A 14,761-nucleotide genomic window follows, 5' to 3' on the forward strand; every position below is an offset into this window, starting at 1 on the left:
AAGGGCCTCCCTTGAGGCCGGATGAAGGATGGGGCAAGTGAACGCGGTACGGATAGGCATTTTGGCAGTAGCGTTGGTCGCGGCAATCGCCGCCGCCTTCCTGGTGCGCGCCCTGATTTCCTCGGAACCCTCCCAGAAAAATGCGGAGCTGAAAGTCGTCGAAGCGCCGAGCACGGAAGTTCTCGTGGCAGGCGATGATATCGAGCTCGGCCACCGGATGGGCCGCTCGGATCTGCGCTGGCAGAAATGGCCGCTGGATGCGGTGGCGGGCGCTTATGTGACGCGCGATGCGGAGCCGAACGCGCTCGACACTTATGCCGGCACCATCGCCCGCGCGCCGCTTCTTGAAGGCGAGCCCGTGACGTCCGGCAAGCTCGTAAGCTTTGAAAATGCCGGCTTCATGTCGGCGCTGATTTCGCCGGGCCTGCGCGCTGTCTCTCTGCCCATTTCGCCGGAAACGAGCGCGGGCGGCTTTATTCTGCCTAACGACCGGGTGGATGTGATCATGACCGCCCAGCGCCGCAACGAGCGCACGGGCGAGGCGCAATATTCCAGCGAAACGCTGCTCAACAATATCCGCGTTCTGGCCATCGACCAGACCTTCCGCGAGCTTGAGGGCGAGCAGGTGGTGGTTGGTAAGACGGCGACCTTGGAAATGACTCCGGCCGACGCGGAAACCTTCGCCCTTGCTCAGCAGCGCGGCCAGGTTTCCCTGTCCTTGCGCAGCCTCGCCGATTCCAACCCGCAGCTCATCGGCGCGCAAAACGATCTGCGCGGCAACAAGAAGCCGCGGGCAGCCTCAGGCGCCGTCAATGTTATCCGCTATGGCCGGGCAACCTCTGTACAGCCCAATTCCTCGGGGGCGCGGTAAATGATGTCTCTTAAGTTCATGCATATGGCGCTGCGCTCTCTGGCGGTTCTGGCAACCGCATTGGTGCTGTCCGCTTCCCAGGATGTGGGCCGCGCGATTGCCGCGCCCGACGCGCAATTGGTAAAAATCGATGCCGGCGGTCTCGGCCCTCAGGCCCGCCGCCTTGTGCTGCCGCTTCATAAAGCTGCCATCGTCGAATTGCCGGTCGGCGCACGCGATGTGCTCGTCTCCAACCCCGCCGTGGTCGATGCCGTCGTGCGCACGCCGAAGCGGACCTATCTCATCGGCATGGAAACGGGGCAGACCAACGCCTTCTTCTTCGATGGTAAGGGCGACCAGATCCTCAATCTTGAAATCGTCGTCGAACGGGATGTGAAGAACCTTTCGAATGCGCTGGAAAAATACCTGCCGAGCGCCCGTATCAAGGTCGAGGCGATCAATAATCACATTGTGCTTTCGGGTTCCGTGCCGAACGCTTCTCAATCGTCCCAGGCGCGCGAAATCGCCGCCCGTTTCGTCGGCGATGAAAAGAACGTGCTGAACATGCTCGCCATCGAATCGAAAGAGCAGGTCATGCTCAAGGTGACGGTGGCGGAGATGCAGCGCACGCTTATCAAGCAGCTCGGCATCGATGTGACCTCGCAGGTCGAGCTCGGCGATCTTCTTTTGAGCTGGGCGACGCAGAACAACTTCTCCCTGCAGGGCCAGTCGCTTGGCGGCCTGACCTCGACGCCGCCCGGCCTTTCGCCGACCGGCGCCTCCGACGGCGGGGCGACATTCGACAGCTATCTCGTGCAGCTTGGCTTGCAGGCGCTGGAACGCGCCGGTCTCCTGCGCACATTGGCTGAACCGACCCTGACGGCGATTTCCGGTGAAAGCGCGAAGTTTCTTGCGGGCGGTGAGTTTCCGGTGCCCACCTCGCGCGACCGCGACGGCAATATTACGCTCGAGTTTAAGCCCTTCGGTGTCGGCCTCGGTTTCACGCCGGTGGTTCTGAGCGAAGGCCGGATCAGCATGAAGATTTCCACCGAAGTCAGCGAGCTGACCTCGGAAGGCGCCTTCGTCTCGCAAGGCGGCACGGTGACGGATGAAGACGGCAACGTCATTCAGGTGCAGGGCGTTACCATTCCAGCGCTGCGTGTGCGCCGCGCGGAAACGACGATGGAACTGCCGAGCGGCGGCTCGCTCGTCATGGCCGGCCTGATTTCCGAAAGCACCCGCCAGAACCTCGACGGCGTGCCAGGCGTTAAGGACGTGCCGGTGCTCGGCACGCTTTTCCGCAGCCGCGACTATCTGAACAACGAAACCGAGCTTGTGGTGATCGTGACGCCCTATCTCGTCGATGCAACGAGCCGCGACAAGCTCGCCCTGCCGACGGACGGGTTCACGCCTGCCTCCGACGCCGACACGATCCTGATGGGCCGCCTCAATGCGACCTACGGTGTGGAAGGGGCGGAAGGCGTGAGCGAAGGCAAGCTTGAGGGGCCGGTCGGCTTCGTGCTGGATTAGGAATGATCGCGATGATGAAACAGCTTACCGGTGCGCTTCTTCTGCCGCTTCTTCTGGCGGCCTGCGGCGGCTTTAACGGTGTCGAGCAGGCGCAATATGATGCCGCGCGGCGCCATCCCATTGCCGTCGATCCGCAGATCATGACTTTCGAAATTCCCGCGGCTCCCGACAAGATCGCGCTGACACTGGATGACAAGGCGGCACTGCGCGCGCTTGCCCGCGCCTATAAGGAGCGCGGCCATGGCTCGCTGAATATCGCAGCGCCTTCAGGCTCGCCCAATACCGGCGTGGCGCTCAATCTTTCCTCCGAGATCGACAAGGTGCTGCATGAAGAAGGTCTGGCTCATAGCGATATCAGCCATGGCACCTACCGCGCCTCTGCTGCGAACAGCGCCGCGCCGCTGATCCTTTCCTACCGGCGTTATGTGGCAACGCCCAGCCCCTGCGGGAACTGGAGCGATTATGCCTATAACCCCAAAAACGTGACCTCGGCCAATCTGGGCTGCGCGACGCAGAGCAATATGGCAGCCATTCTGGCAGACCCGGCGGACCTCAAAGGCCCGCGCGGCACGAGCCCGGCTTATGCGCCGCGCCGCGACGAGGTGCTGGAGAAATACCGCAAGGGCGAAAGCACGGCGACCGAGCGCGTGGAAGAAGAATCCGGCGCCGTCAGCGAAGTTTCGAAATAAGGGCGAAGAGAGATGACTGAAGCCATGCCCGTTTATGATGACTTTGAGGATGAGGGACCCTCGCTGGTGCTCAAGCCGGTGCCCCGCATCACCATCGAAGCTTTTTGCGAGATGCCGGAAACCGGCAGCATGATTCAGCGCGGCGCCGAAGACCGGCGCCTGGCGAAAGCGCATCTGACAGTTCATATGGGCGGCGTGCCCGCCGCCATTGCCTATTTCCGCGACACGGCAACACCCAATCTCATTCTGGTTGAAACCCACCAGTCGGGTGAAGAGCTCTTTGGCGAGCTGATGCAGCTTGCCGAGGTGTGCGATGCCGGTACGAAAGTCATCATCATCGGCCATGTCAACGATGTGGCGCTCTACCGGGAAATGATCCGCCAGGGCGTGAACGATTATCTTGTGGCGCCGTTCTCGCCGCTGCAGCTCATCGAATCCGTTTCGCGGCTCTATATCGATCCCGATGCGCCGCCCATCGGCCGCTCGGTTGCCTTTATCGGCGCGCGCGGCGGGGCGGGCTCTTCGACGCTTGCCCATAATGTCGGCTGGTGCATTGCCGAGGCGATGCGCGAGGATACGACCATTATCGATTTCGACTTGCCGTTCGGCACCGCCGGGCTCGATTTCAATCAGGACCCGGTGCAGGGCATTGCCGATGCGCTGGTGCAGCCCGACCGCCTTGACGATGTCATGCTCGACCGGCTGATGGTGAAATACACGAACCGGCTTTCGCTTTTCACCGCGCCGGGCACGCTCGACCGGGACGGCGATCTCGACCCGGATGCCTGTGAATCGATCATCGAGATCGTCCGCCAGACCTGCCCGGTTGTCGTGGTGGATCTGCCCCATATCTGGGCGCCCTGGACGAAGCGCGTGCTGCTCGGTGCAGACGATGTGGTGATTTCCACCACACCCGACCTTGCCGGCCTGCGCAATACGAAGAACATCGTCGATCTTTTGAAGCAGACCCGCACGAACGACACGCTGCCCCATGTCGTGCTCAATCAGGTCGGTGTGTCCAAGCGCCCGGAAATTCCGGTGAAGGATTTCGCCGAGGCGATCGAAGTGGAACCGACTTTGGTGCTCCCCTTCAATCCGCAGCTTTTCGGCACCGCGGCCAATAACGGTCAAATGCTGGATGAAGTAGACCCGAAGAGCAAAACCGTGCTTGGCCTGAAGCACCTTGCCAGCGTCGTGATCGGGCGTAAGGAAGTGCAGCAGCGCTCCAAATCCATTCTCCCCTTCCTTAGCCGCCTGACGGGCAAGAAGGAGGGCTAATCCTTGTTCGGTAAGAGGCAAGACGGCATCACGCAGAAGCGGCCGGCGGCGCCAGCGTCCAAGCCGCCGCAAGAACCTGCGCGCGCACCTGCCGCAGGCGAAGCACCGCCGCCGCCGCCCCTGCCGGGCGATGCGCCGGCGGCCCCTGCTGCTGCCGCGCCGCCGCCCGCCGCGCCCAAACCTGCGCCCGCCGCACCGCCCGTAAAACCGGCGGCTCCGGTAAAGGCCAAACCTGCCGTGCCGGTGGCAAAGGCCGAGCCCTTCCAGCGCGAAAAATCGGCGGACTATTATCAGATCAAGACATCGATCTTTAATGCGCTGATCGACACGATCGATCTGACGCAGCTTGCCCAGCTCGACCGGGAAAGCGCGCGCGATGAAATCCGCGATATCGTCAACGAAATCATCGCGATCAAAAGTGTCGTCATGTCCATCGCCGAGCAGGAAGAACTGCTCGAGGATATTTGTAACGACGTTCTGGGCTATGGGCCGCTCGAGCCGCTTCTGGCGCGTGACGATATTGCCGACATCATGGTCAACGGGGCGGGCCGCACTTTCATCGAAGTGAACGGCAAGGTGCAGCTGACCAATGTGCGCTTCCGCGACAATGCGCAGCTTCTCAACATCTGCCAGCGCATCGTGAGCCAGGTGGGCCGCCGCGTCGACGAATCGAGCCCGATCTGTGACGCGCGCCTTTCCGATGGCTCCCGTGTCAACGTCATCGCGCCGCCGCTTTCCATCGACGGCGCCGCCCTTACCATCCGTAAGTTCCGCCGCGACCGGCTGCGTCTGGAGGATCTCGTTAAATTCGGCTCGATCTCGCCGGAAGGGGCGACGATCCTGGAAGTGATCGGCCGGGTGCGCTGTAACATTCTGATTTCCGGCGGTACGGGCTCGGGTAAGACGACGCTGCTCAACTGTATGACCGCCTTTATCGATCAGGATGAGCGCGTCATCACCTGCGAAGACGCGGCCGAATTGCAGCTGCAGCAGCCGCACGTGGTGCGTCTTGAAACGCGCCCGCCGAACCTAGAAGGCACCGGCGAGATCACCATGCGCGATCTCGTGAAGAACTGCCTGCGTATGCGCCCTGAACGTATCATCGTGGGCGAGGTGCGTGGCCCGGAAGCTTTCGACCTTCTTCAGGCCATGAATACCGGCCATGACGGCTCCATGGGCACCTTGCACGCGAACTCCCCGCGTGAAGCGCTGAGCCGTCTTGAAAGCATGATCACGATGGGCGGTTTTGCGCTGCCCTCGAAAACCATCCGCGAGATGATTTGCGGTTCCATCGACATCGTCATTCAGGCCGCGCGCCTGCGTGACGGCTCGCGCCGTATCACCCATATTACGGAAGTCCTGGGACAGGAAGGCGATGTCATCATCACGCAGGACCTGATGACCTATGACATCGAAGGGGAAGATGCGAACGGGCGTCTTCTCGGCAAGCACAAGTCCACCGGTATCGCGCGCCCGGCTTTCTGGGATAAGGCGAAATATTACAACGAACATAACCGCCTGGCCGCCGCCCTCGATGCGTCCCAGGATTAGGGGCGCGGATGGATCAGGCAACTCTCATCACACTCGCCGTCGCGCTTCTCTCCGCTCTTTGCATCGGAGGGGTGGGCTTCGTTCTGTTCGGCTCGGGCGAGAACGCCGCCGCCAAGCGCGTTGCCCGCGTCACGTCGGCCAATGAACGCGCCAAAAACGCTTCGAAGAAAATGAGCCGCGAGGACGGCCAGCGGCGCAAGCAGATCCAGGATTCGCTGAAAGATCTGGAAGAAAAACAAAAAGAACAGAAAAAGAGCCTGACGATCAAATTGCGGATCGAGCGGGCCGGGCTCGAAATCAGTCTGCGCACTTTTTATCTGGCTAGTGTCGGGGCGGGATTTGTGGTGATGCTGACGATCCTCATCACCGGCATGTCGCCTATCGCCGCGCTGCTCGCCGGCTTTGCCGCCGGTTTCGGCGTGCCGCGCTGGTTCCTGGGTTTCCTCATCAAGCGCCGTCAGTCTGCTTTCTCCGAAGAGTTCGCCAACGCTATCGATGTGATCGTGCGCGGCGTAAAAGCGGGCCTGCCCGTCAATGACTGTCTGCGCATCGTCGCCCAGGAAAGCGCACCGGTTGTCGCCGCCGAGTTCCGCGAGGTTGTGGAAGGCCAGAAAGTCGGCGTCTCGCTGGAAGAGGGTTTGAAGAAAGTTTACGAGCGCATGCCGCTGCAGGAAGTGAACTTCTTCATGATCACCCTCGCCATTCAGGCAAAATCGGGCGGTAACCTCTCCGAAGCCTTGGGCAATCTCTCGCGTGTGCTGCGCGACCGCAAGAAGATGCGCGGCAAGATCACCGCCATGTCGCAGGAAGCAAAGTCCTCCGCCGCGATCATCGGCGCCTTGCCGCCCGGTGTTGCCGTCATTCTTTATCTCGTCTCGCCCGATTATATCGGGCTGCTTTTCACCACCACGCTCGGGCAATTGATCATTGCGGCCGGTGTGACCTGGATGCTGATCGGCATTCTCGTCATGCGCAAAATGATCAATTTCGATTTTTAAGGAGGCGGATATGGATTTTCTCTTGAGCCTCGCTAAGCCTGAAAACGCCATCATGCTGCTGGCCGGCCTTGCCGCCTTCGCCACCATCGTGACGCTTGCTATGCCGCTGCTCGTCTCCGACAAGCTGGGCCAGCGGATGAAATATGTCGCCACCGAGCGCGAGGCGCTGCGCCGCCAGTTCCGCGAGGATATGGCCCGCCAACGCACGGACCGCCTGCGCCATGACCCGCGCGGTTTCGTGAAGAAAGTGGTGGACCGGCTCAATCTGCATGAGCTCCTGGAAGGCGAGGAGATCAAAGGCAAACTGAAGCAGGCGGGCCTGCGCGGTCAGGCGCCGCTTTATACGTTCCTGTTCTTCCGCTTCGTCGCGCCCATCATTCTAGGACTTCTGACGCTGCTTTATCTCTTTCTCATCGACGATTTCGATATGCGCGGCACGGCCCGCATTGCCGTTGCCTTCGGTGCGACGATCATCGGCTTCTATCTGCCCAATATCGTGCTGCAGAACATGGTGCAGCGCCGCCAGGAGTCTATCCAGCGCGCTTTCCCTGACGCGCTCGACCTGCTGCTCATCTGCGTTGAGTCCGGTATGTCCATCGAGGCAGCCTTTGCCAAGGTTTCCGCGGAAGTCGGTAACAGCTCCATCGAGCTGATGGAAGAAATGACATTGACGACCGCCGAGCTTTCCTATTTGCAGGACCGGCGCGTTGCTTATGAAAACCTCGCCTCCCGGACCGGTCTTCCCGGCGTTAAAGGCCTTTGCATGAGCCTTATTCAGGCGGAGCGTTACGGCACGCCGCTCGGCCAAGCGCTGCGCGTCATGGCGCAGGAGAACCGCGATATCCGCATGGCGGCGGCGGAAAAGAAGGCAGCCGCTCTGCCGCCGAAGCTCACCGTGCCGATGATCGCCTTCTTTCTGCCCGCACTCTTTGCGGTCATTCTGGGCCCGGCCGCCATTCAGTTCATGAACTAGGCGGGGCCCTCCGCTTACAGGTAAAAAGAAAAGCCGCGCTGGCAAAGCGCGGCTTTTTCCGTTTTGGGATAAGTTCGGGCTTACTGGATCTGCGTGTCGATCGGCGCGTCGAGTTGTTCCATCTGCTTCCAAAGCGCCGGCTGCACCAGCATGGAGCGGATGTAATCGATATTGTTGTTGACGACGGCAGGCGGCAGATCGGCCTTGGCAAGGCGTGCCGCTTCGTCGAATTCGCCTTTAAGACCGAGCACGAGAGCAAGGTTCTGGCGCGCTTTTGCCCCGGCGGAAGGATTGGACACGGCGCCGCGCAAAGTCTGCTCGGCTTCGACAAGCTCGCCCGCCAGCGCTTCGGAAAGACCGAGATTGGTCAGAATGCTGGGATGGTCCGGGGCGAGCTTCAGCGCGCTGCGGTATTTCATCTGCGCTTCGGCATGCTGGCCCTGCTGGTCATAAGCAACGCCCTGCGCGGTCAGCACGCGCCAGTCGCTCGGGTTGAGCGTGGCGGCTTTCACGAGCACGGGAATGGCTTTCTCGCTCTGACCGGCGGCCACCAGCACTTTGCCGTATTCGGCCATGATGCCGGCATGATCCGGATGCTGGCGCGCGGCGACGGAGAGCACCGTCATCGCCTGCTCGAAGGATTTAAGCTGGCGCAGGGCCTCGCCATATTTGGCGGCGGTTTCCGCATCGCCCGGATTCTGTTCGTATTGGCCGCCCCAATAGGCCGCATCGGCAATGGGGTTGCCGCTTTCACCGGCGCTGACGCCGAGGCTTGCCGGATTGACGGTGGATTGCGGGCCCTCGCTCGTCGCACAGGCGCCGAGCAGAAGGGCTGAGGCCAGCACTGGCATCAGTCTGGCACGTCCTTTAAACTTGGGTTGCGCCGGTTTCCCCATGATCCGATCCTTGAAAGCATACGTGACCGGGCCGCAAAACGGCCTTTCTGTCCCTTATTCTGCGCCAGAGGTCTCAAGAAAGGCTTAAACATAAAGCCCTCTTGCGCTGCCCATCGCTGCCAAGGCTTTTGAAACCGGCAATTATGAAGTAAACGGAACGTAAACACCCCGTCCAAGGCCCCGCGCCGGAGAAACAATAAGAATATGTCCGATCCAAGCGAGAACGATACGCCCAAAACCGGTTTCTCTCTTTCGCGGGTTCTGCGCCAGGGCTGGGAGCGCATGTCGAGCTGGGACAAGGAGCGGGTGGCTTATGTGCTGCTGGGCGCCGTCGTCTTCGGTGTGCTGGCTTTGGGCGTTGTGCGCTCGGGAGCTTGGACGTCGGATGAAGCGGGCAAGGTCACTTTCTTCCGCATTGCCACGGGCGCGACGGGCGGGACCTATTTCCGCATGGGCGAGGTGCTGGCCGGGGTGATCAGCCGCCCGCCCGGCGGCGACCCGTGCGAACTTGGCGGGCGCTGCGGTGTCGACGGGCTGATTGCGGTGGTCAAAAGCTCGCCGGGCTCCGTCGCCAATGTGCGCAATGTCGCGACCGGCATTTTCGAAAGCGGGCTTGTGCAGGCAAATGTCCTCGATGCCGCCTTCAAGGGCGAGGGGATTTTCAAGGGCGAGGCGCCGCGCGAGAACCTGCGCGTCATCGCCAATCTTTATCCCGAAGCGCTGCATCTCGTTGCCGCAATGGAAAGTGAGATCGAGACCGTTGCCGATCTGAAAGGCAAGCGCGTCGCCATCGGCTCCAAGGGCTCGGGCACCTGGGTCGATGCCCATGCGATCATGGACGCGTTCGGCATCCGCAAACGCAGCCTGACGCTGGTCGAGGAAGATGCGAACCGCGCCGCCGATCTGCTGCTGTCAGGCGAGATCGATGCCTTCTTCATGATCACCGGCGCGCCCGCCCCATTGATCCGCACCCTCATCCTGCGTGATGCAGGCCGGCTCGTGCCCATCGAAGGGGCGCCTGCCGAAGGGTTGCGCATCAAGAACGCGCATTACGAGGGCTATACGATAGAGGAAGGGGTCTATCCCGGCACCGGCGCCATAGATACGATTGCGGTTGGCGCCATGTGGGTGACGCGGGCCGACATGCCCGAAGAACTGGTGCATGATATTACCCGCGCGCTTTTCGATGATCGCAACAAGGAAACGCTCGCCCTTTCCCATCCCGAAGGTGCGCAAATCGCGCCGGACACGGCGGTGCGCGGCGTGCCGATTTTTTTGCATCCGGGCGCCGAGCGCTATTATTTCGAAAAAGGCATCCTTGCCCGCTGAGCGCGCGCCTTTATGCGATATCGCCCGGGTCTTTGATCACGGCCTGAGCCGCGATCACGCGTTCGCCATTGAAAGTGAGGCTGGGCGAGCCATAAAGCCGGTAGCCGTTTTCCAGCGCCTCGCTCACCTTTTCGCAAAAGGCTCTGTCGTCGGGACCGGTCAAAAGCCTGTAGCGCAGTTCGGACATGTGGTTTACTCCCGCTTCATCGCCCTCATTGCGCAAAAACCGGCCTCTCTATAAGGTCTGGCGGCAATGACGGCTTCCATCTGTGTGAGACGATTGTGCGCGATTTACTGATCAGCGAAAGCGAAAACAAGGCCATTCCGGTCTGGGCTCTGAAAAAAGACGGGCTCGATGCCTGGAAGGGCGAGCATGCGGGTGCGCGGGCTCATTGGGCCGAAACCCAGCGCTTTGAAGCCGAGGCCGGGCGCGTGCTTATGCTGCCTGCCGATGATGGCGGCATTGCCGGTGTGCTTTTGGGGCTCGGCAATGGCGAGGACGCTTATGCTTTCGGCGCGTTGACGCAGGCGCTGCCGCTCGGCGATTACCGGATTTGCGAGTTCTCAGGCGCCGATCCTTATCATGCCGCGCTGTCCTGGGTGCTGGGTGCTTACCGGTTCACCCGCTATGCCGGCAAGGCAAAGGAACTGCCGCGCCTCGTGCTGCCCGACGGGGTGGAAAAGGCGGGTGTTTTGCGCGATGCGGGCGCGGTCTTCCTCGTGCGCGATCTCGTCAATACGCCGGCGGGCGATTTGGGGCCCGCCGAGCTTGAAGAAGCGGCCCGCCAGCTTGCCAAGGCGCATGGCGCTGAGATCGAGGTTATCACCGGCGATGCGCTGCTCGGCGCGAATTACCCCATGGTCCATGCCGTGGGCCGGGCGGCAGGCGCGGGCGCCGAGCCCCGCCTCATCGACATCCGCTGGGGCAACCCGGAAGGGCGCAAGGTGACGCTGGTCGGCAAAGGTGTCTGCTTCGACACGGGCGGGCTCAACCTCAAACCCGGCAATTCCATGGGGCTGATGAAGAAAGACATGGGCGGCGCGGCCCATGTGCTCGCTCTCGGGCAGATGATCATGGAGCGGGGGCTTGATATTTGCCTGCGCATTCTTGTGCCCGCCGTTGAAAACGCGGTGGCGGGCAATGCCTTCCGGCCCGGCGATGTGCTGCAAAGCCGCAAGGGTCTGACCGTGGAAATCGGCAATACCGATGCCGAAGGCCGGCTTATTCTGGCCGATGCTTTGGCCGAAGCCGATGGTGAGGCGCCGGAACTTCTGATCGACATGGCGACGCTGACGGGCGCGGCCCGCGTGGCGCTCGGCCCGGACCTGCCGCCTTACTATACGAAGGACGATGCCTTTGCCGGGGAGCTGCAGGCGCTTGCCGAAGCCCATGCCGATCCCATGTGGCGCTTGCCGCTTTGGGGGCCATACGACAAATGGCTCGACTCGCAGATCGCGGATGTGAACCACATTACCGAAAACGGGTTTGCAGGCTCGGTAACGGCGGCGCTTTTCCTCGCCCGTTTCGTGGAAAAGGCGAAGACCCACGTCCATTTCGACATTTACGCCTGGAACCCGGCGGCAAAGCCGGGCCGGCCTCAGGGCGGGGCGGCGCAGACGATCCTTGCCCTCGACCGCTATATCGCCCGCCATTTCGGCTGATATGGGTCGGCGGGGCGTATTTTCCGCACTTTCGGGAAGGGCTGACCAAGGCGCTTTATTTTAACCCTCGGCCCCGTTAGGATGAAACGCATCCGAAACGGATAAGGCAGCCGGGGGGATTTGCCGATGACACTGGAGCTCAAGCCGCTGCATGCGCTCAAGCTCTGGCATGATGTAATGGTCGATATGGTGCGGGATGAGGGCCCGGATCTGTCGGCCCGCCAGATATCCATTTTGCTGACGGTCTATCTCGAGCCGCCGCCGCATACGGTGCGCGGCCTTGCCGCCAAGCTGGGCGTCTCCAAACCGGCCATTACCCGCGCGCTCGACACGATGGGCCGGCTGGATCTTTTAAGGCGCAAGCGCGACGAGCAGGACAAACGCAACGTGCTCGTCCAGCGCACGGTGAAAGGCTCCGTGTTTCTGACCGATTTCGCCGATTCCATTATCGAGAAGGCAAAGGTCATTCAGCCGTGACGCAGTCCAATGAGAGTAAAAGCCCCGACCGGCGTCTCAATCCTTACCGGTCGGACCTTGCGGCGGCGCATTTGCGCGGCGAGGTGGAGGCGGCGCGCTTCGAAGAAGGCGAGGATCATTCGGTGATCATCGGGGCGGCGGCTTTGCGCCGCAAGCCCGCGCCCGATGGGGCCATGGACACGCAAATCTTGTTCGGCGAAACCTTCCGCGTTTACGAGGAAAAGAACGGCTGGGCCTGGGGCCAGTCTGCTTTCGATGATTATGTGGGCTATGTGGATGCGACCCATCTTCTGCCCAAGCGCGCCGAGCCCGAACACCGGGTGGTGGCGCTGCGCACCTTCATCTATCCGCGCCCGGATATGAAAACCCAGCCCGTCGTCCCGCTTCCGATGAATGCCAAGGTCAAGGTGACGGGCGCGGCCGGCCGTTTTAGCGAGATTGAAGGGGGCGGCTTTGTTTTCTCCGCTCATCTCGCGCCCATCGGCGCCTATGTCGATGATTATGTTGCCATTGCCGAAAGTTTTCTCGGTACGCCTTATCTATGGGGCGGGCGGGGCAGCATGGGAGTGGATTGCTCGGGCCTTGTGCAAATGGCGCTGGAGCGGGCGGGCATTCATTCCCTGCGCGATACGGATATGCAGGAGGCTGCGCTCGGCGAGCGGCTGGACGAACCTTACGATCTGACGGGTTTGAGGCGCGGCGATCTTGTGTTCTGGCGCGGCCATGTCGGCATCATGTGCGATGAAAAAACGATGCTCCACGCCAATGCCACTTTCATGGCGGTAACGCGTGAGCCGTTGGAAGATGCGGCAGGGCGCATTGCCCGTACGGACGGGCCCATCACTTCGATCAAGCGCCTCACAAATGGTATCTGACGGGCGGTATTTAAAACCGTCTATTGGCGCACCGCCTTGTTGCCCGCCGCTTCCAGATCGAAGGCTGCGGCCATCAGCGCTTTTGTATAATCGGTTTTCGGCGCATCGAAGATCGTGTCGGCGGAACCGGCTTCCACCACCTTGCCGTCTTTCATCACCAGCACATTATGGGCAAGCGCGCGTACCACCTTCAAGTCATGGCTGATGAAGAGATAAGCGAGCTTGCGCCGCTCCTGAAGATCGCGCAGCAATTCCACGATCTGCGCCTGCACCGACATATCGAGCGCCGAGGTCGGTTCATCCAGCATCAGGAAGCGCGGGGAGAGAACGAGCGCGCGGGCGATGGCGACGCGCTGGCGCTGCCCGCCGGAAAATTCATGCGGGTAGCGGTCCTGCACTTGCGGGTCGAGCCCGACTTCGCGCAAAACCTCTGAGACGATCTCGCGCCGCTCATCATAGGAAAGCCCGCGCTGCTGCACGAGAAGCCCTTCCTCGATGACCTGGCTGATGGAAAGGCGCGGCGAGAGCGAGCCGTAAGGGTCCTGAAAGACCACCTGCATGTTCCGCCGCAAGGGCCGCATCTCCTTGGCGCTGAGCCCTTGAATGTTGCGCGTGTCGAAATGAATGTCGCCTTCCGACGATAAAAGCCGCATCAGCGCAAGACCGAGCGTCGTTTTGCCGGAACCCGATTCGCCCACAATGCCGAGCGTCTCTCCTTCCCGGAGCGTGAGCGACACGCCGTCCACGGCTTTGATGTGGCCGACGGTTTTGCGCAGGAAGCCTTTCTTGATCGGAAACCAGACTTTGAGGTTTTCCGTTTCCATGATCTGCGGCGCGCTTTCCGGGTAAGGCCCGGGCCTCCCCTTGGGTTCGGAGGCAAGAAGGTGGCGCGTATAGGCATGGGCGGGCGCGGAGAAAATCTCTGCCGTCTTGCCGCTTTCCACCACCTCGCCTTTGGTCATCACGTAAACGCGGCCGGCCATTTTCCGCACGATGCCGAGATCATGGGTGATGAGCAAAAGCGCCATGCCCATTTCCCGCTGCAGCTTCTGCAGGAGTTCCAGGATTTGTGCCTGCACCGTTACGTCGAGCGCGGTGGTCGGCTCGTCGGCAATCAGAAGATCGGGTTCATTGGCAAGCGCCATGGCGATCATCACGCGCTGGCGCTGGCCGCCGGAAAGCTGGTGGGGGTAGGCGCTGAGCCGCTGGGCGGCATTTTGAATGCCGACTTTTTCCAGAAGCTCGAGCACCCGCGCGCGCGCCGCCTCCGGCTTCATGTTCTTGTGACGGATTAGCATTTCCCCGACCTGCCGCTCGATCGTATGGAGCGGGTTGAGCGAGGTCATGGGCTCCTGAAAGATCATGGAAATGCGGTTGCCGCGCACTTCCTGCAGGTCCGCCTCGCCCGCCTGCATCAGGTCTTCCCCTGAAAAGAGGATCTTGCCGCCCGGATGAAAGGCTTGCGGGTAGGGGAGCAGTTTGAGGATCGAGAGCGCGGTGACGGATTTGCCCGAGCCGGATTCACCCACCAGCGCGACGGTCTCGCCCTTCTCGATATGCAGCGAAACGCCTTTCACCGCCTCCGTCACGGTTTCCCCGGAACGGAAGGAGACGCGCAGGTCCTGAATGTCGATCAGCGAAGTCATGCGGTCT

The 14,761-nt window shown here is 61.5% G+C and carries 14 protein-coding genes; 11 read left to right on the forward strand and 3 right to left on the reverse strand.

From position 1 onward, the window contains the following. Window positions 1-61: 61 nt before the first annotated feature. The 7 genes from cpaB to ACOQOT_RS01720 all read left to right on the forward strand — a co-directional run bounded on the left by cpaB (window position 62) and on the right by ACOQOT_RS01720 (window position 7,869). Entirely contained in the window at window positions 62-871 is an 810-nt protein-coding gene (gene cpaB / locus ACOQOT_RS01690; protein ID WP_420560659.1) for a Flp pilus assembly protein CpaB, read from the forward strand. Continuing rightward, entirely contained in the window at window positions 872-2,380 is a 1,509-nt protein-coding gene (locus ACOQOT_RS01695) for a type II and III secretion system protein family protein (protein WP_420560660.1), read from the forward strand. A gap of 11 nt (window positions 2,381-2,391) precedes the next feature. Next, on the forward strand, window positions 2,392-3,069 hold the full coding sequence (locus tag ACOQOT_RS01700; protein ID WP_420560661.1) for a CpaD family pilus assembly protein: 678 nt from the start codon (window positions 2,392-2,394) through the stop codon (window positions 3,067-3,069). 12 nt (window positions 3,070-3,081) lie between these two features. After that, window positions 3,082-4,347, forward strand: coding sequence for a CtpF protein (locus tag ACOQOT_RS01705; RefSeq protein ID WP_420560662.1), 1,266 nt, complete (start codon window positions 3,082-3,084; stop codon window positions 4,345-4,347). Between the two features lie 120 nt (window positions 4,348-4,467). After that, window positions 4,468-5,898, forward strand: a complete 1,431-nt coding sequence (locus ACOQOT_RS01710; RefSeq protein WP_420561973.1) for a CpaF family protein — start codon at window positions 4,468-4,470, stop codon at window positions 5,896-5,898. A gap of 8 nt (window positions 5,899-5,906) precedes the next feature. After that, window positions 5,907-6,896 carry a type II secretion system F family protein gene (locus tag ACOQOT_RS01715; RefSeq protein WP_420560663.1) on the forward strand — a complete coding sequence of 330 codons (990 nt, stop codon included), beginning with the start codon at window positions 5,907-5,909 and terminating at the stop codon, window positions 6,894-6,896. Between the two features lie 10 nt (window positions 6,897-6,906). After that, window positions 6,907-7,869 (forward strand): type II secretion system F family protein, encoded by a 963-nt coding sequence (locus ACOQOT_RS01720; protein WP_420560664.1) that lies wholly within the window; start codon window positions 6,907-6,909, stop codon window positions 7,867-7,869. An 80-nt stretch (window positions 7,870-7,949) separates the two neighbouring features. Here the strand turns inward: ACOQOT_RS01720 and ACOQOT_RS01725 are convergent, their stop codons facing one another. Next, window positions 7,950-8,720, reverse strand: a complete 771-nt coding sequence (locus ACOQOT_RS01725) for a tetratricopeptide repeat protein (protein WP_420560665.1) — start codon at window positions 8,718-8,720, stop codon at window positions 7,950-7,952. A 249-nt stretch (window positions 8,721-8,969) separates the two neighbouring features. Here ACOQOT_RS01725 and ACOQOT_RS01730 point away from each other — a divergent pair, with 249 nt between their 5' ends. Continuing rightward, entirely contained in the window at window positions 8,970-10,094 is a 1,125-nt protein-coding gene (locus tag ACOQOT_RS01730) for a TAXI family TRAP transporter solute-binding subunit (protein WP_420560666.1), read from the forward strand. Window positions 10,095-10,104: 10 nt separating this feature from the next. Here the strand turns inward: ACOQOT_RS01730 and ACOQOT_RS01735 are convergent, their stop codons facing one another. Next, window positions 10,105-10,281 (reverse strand): DUF1737 domain-containing protein, encoded by a 177-nt coding sequence (locus tag ACOQOT_RS01735; RefSeq protein ID WP_420560667.1) that lies wholly within the window; start codon window positions 10,279-10,281, stop codon window positions 10,105-10,107. Window positions 10,282-10,376: 95 nt separating this feature from the next. Between ACOQOT_RS01735 and ACOQOT_RS01740 the strand changes: the two genes are divergently transcribed. From ACOQOT_RS01740 to ACOQOT_RS01750, 3 genes are all read left to right on the forward strand, one after another. After that, window positions 10,377-11,756, forward strand: coding sequence for a leucyl aminopeptidase family protein (locus tag ACOQOT_RS01740; protein ID WP_420560668.1), 1,380 nt, complete (start codon window positions 10,377-10,379; stop codon window positions 11,754-11,756). Window positions 11,757-11,882: 126 nt separating this feature from the next. Beyond that, window positions 11,883-12,233, forward strand: coding sequence for a MarR family transcriptional regulator (locus tag ACOQOT_RS01745; RefSeq protein ID WP_420560669.1), 351 nt, complete (start codon window positions 11,883-11,885; stop codon window positions 12,231-12,233). Beyond that, complete coding sequence (locus ACOQOT_RS01750; RefSeq protein WP_420560670.1) at window positions 12,230-13,108, forward strand: C40 family peptidase; 879 nt, start codon at window positions 12,230-12,232, stop codon at window positions 13,106-13,108. Before ACOQOT_RS01745 ends, ACOQOT_RS01750 begins: the two co-directional genes overlap by 4 nt. A gap of 20 nt (window positions 13,109-13,128) precedes the next feature. Here the strand turns inward: ACOQOT_RS01750 and ACOQOT_RS01755 are convergent, their stop codons facing one another. Then, complete coding sequence (locus tag ACOQOT_RS01755; protein ID WP_420560671.1) at window positions 13,129-14,754, reverse strand: ABC transporter ATP-binding protein; 1,626 nt, start codon at window positions 14,752-14,754, stop codon at window positions 13,129-13,131. Window positions 14,755-14,761 lie beyond the last annotated feature (7 nt).

Source organism: Tepidicaulis sp., assembly GCF_965222285.1.
GTDB lineage: Bacteria > Pseudomonadota > Alphaproteobacteria > Parvibaculales > Parvibaculaceae > Tepidicaulis.

What these genes read in the sequence shown, in the direction of transcription:
- ACOQOT_RS01695 (WP_420560660.1), top strand. Translation starts at nt 872, where the DNA reads ATGATGTCTCTTAAGTTCATGCATATGGCGCTGCGCTCTCTGGCGGTT.
- ACOQOT_RS01700 (WP_420560661.1), top strand. Translation starts at nt 2,392, where the DNA reads ATGATGAAACAGCTTACCGGTGCGCTTCTTCTGCCGCTTCTTCTGGCG.
- ACOQOT_RS01705 (WP_420560662.1), top strand. Translation starts at nt 3,082, where the DNA reads ATGACTGAAGCCATGCCCGTTTATGATGACTTTGAGGATGAGGGACCC.
- ACOQOT_RS01715 (WP_420560663.1), top strand. Translation starts at nt 5,907, where the DNA reads ATGGATCAGGCAACTCTCATCACACTCGCCGTCGCGCTTCTCTCCGCT.
- ACOQOT_RS01720 (WP_420560664.1), top strand. Translation starts at nt 6,907, where the DNA reads ATGGATTTTCTCTTGAGCCTCGCTAAGCCTGAAAACGCCATCATGCTG.
- ACOQOT_RS01725 (WP_420560665.1), bottom strand. Translation starts at nt 8,720, where the DNA reads ATGCCAGTGCTGGCCTCAGCCCTTCTGCTCGGCGCCTGTGCGACGAGC.
- ACOQOT_RS01730 (WP_420560666.1), top strand. Translation starts at nt 8,970, where the DNA reads ATGTCCGATCCAAGCGAGAACGATACGCCCAAAACCGGTTTCTCTCTT.
- ACOQOT_RS01735 (WP_420560667.1), bottom strand. Translation starts at nt 10,281, where the DNA reads ATGTCCGAACTGCGCTACAGGCTTTTGACCGGTCCCGACGACAGAGCC.
- ACOQOT_RS01745 (WP_420560669.1), top strand. Translation starts at nt 11,883, where the DNA reads ATGACACTGGAGCTCAAGCCGCTGCATGCGCTCAAGCTCTGGCATGAT.
- ACOQOT_RS01755 (WP_420560671.1), bottom strand. Translation starts at nt 14,754, where the DNA reads ATGACTTCGCTGATCGACATTCAGGACCTGCGCGTCTCCTTCCGTTCC.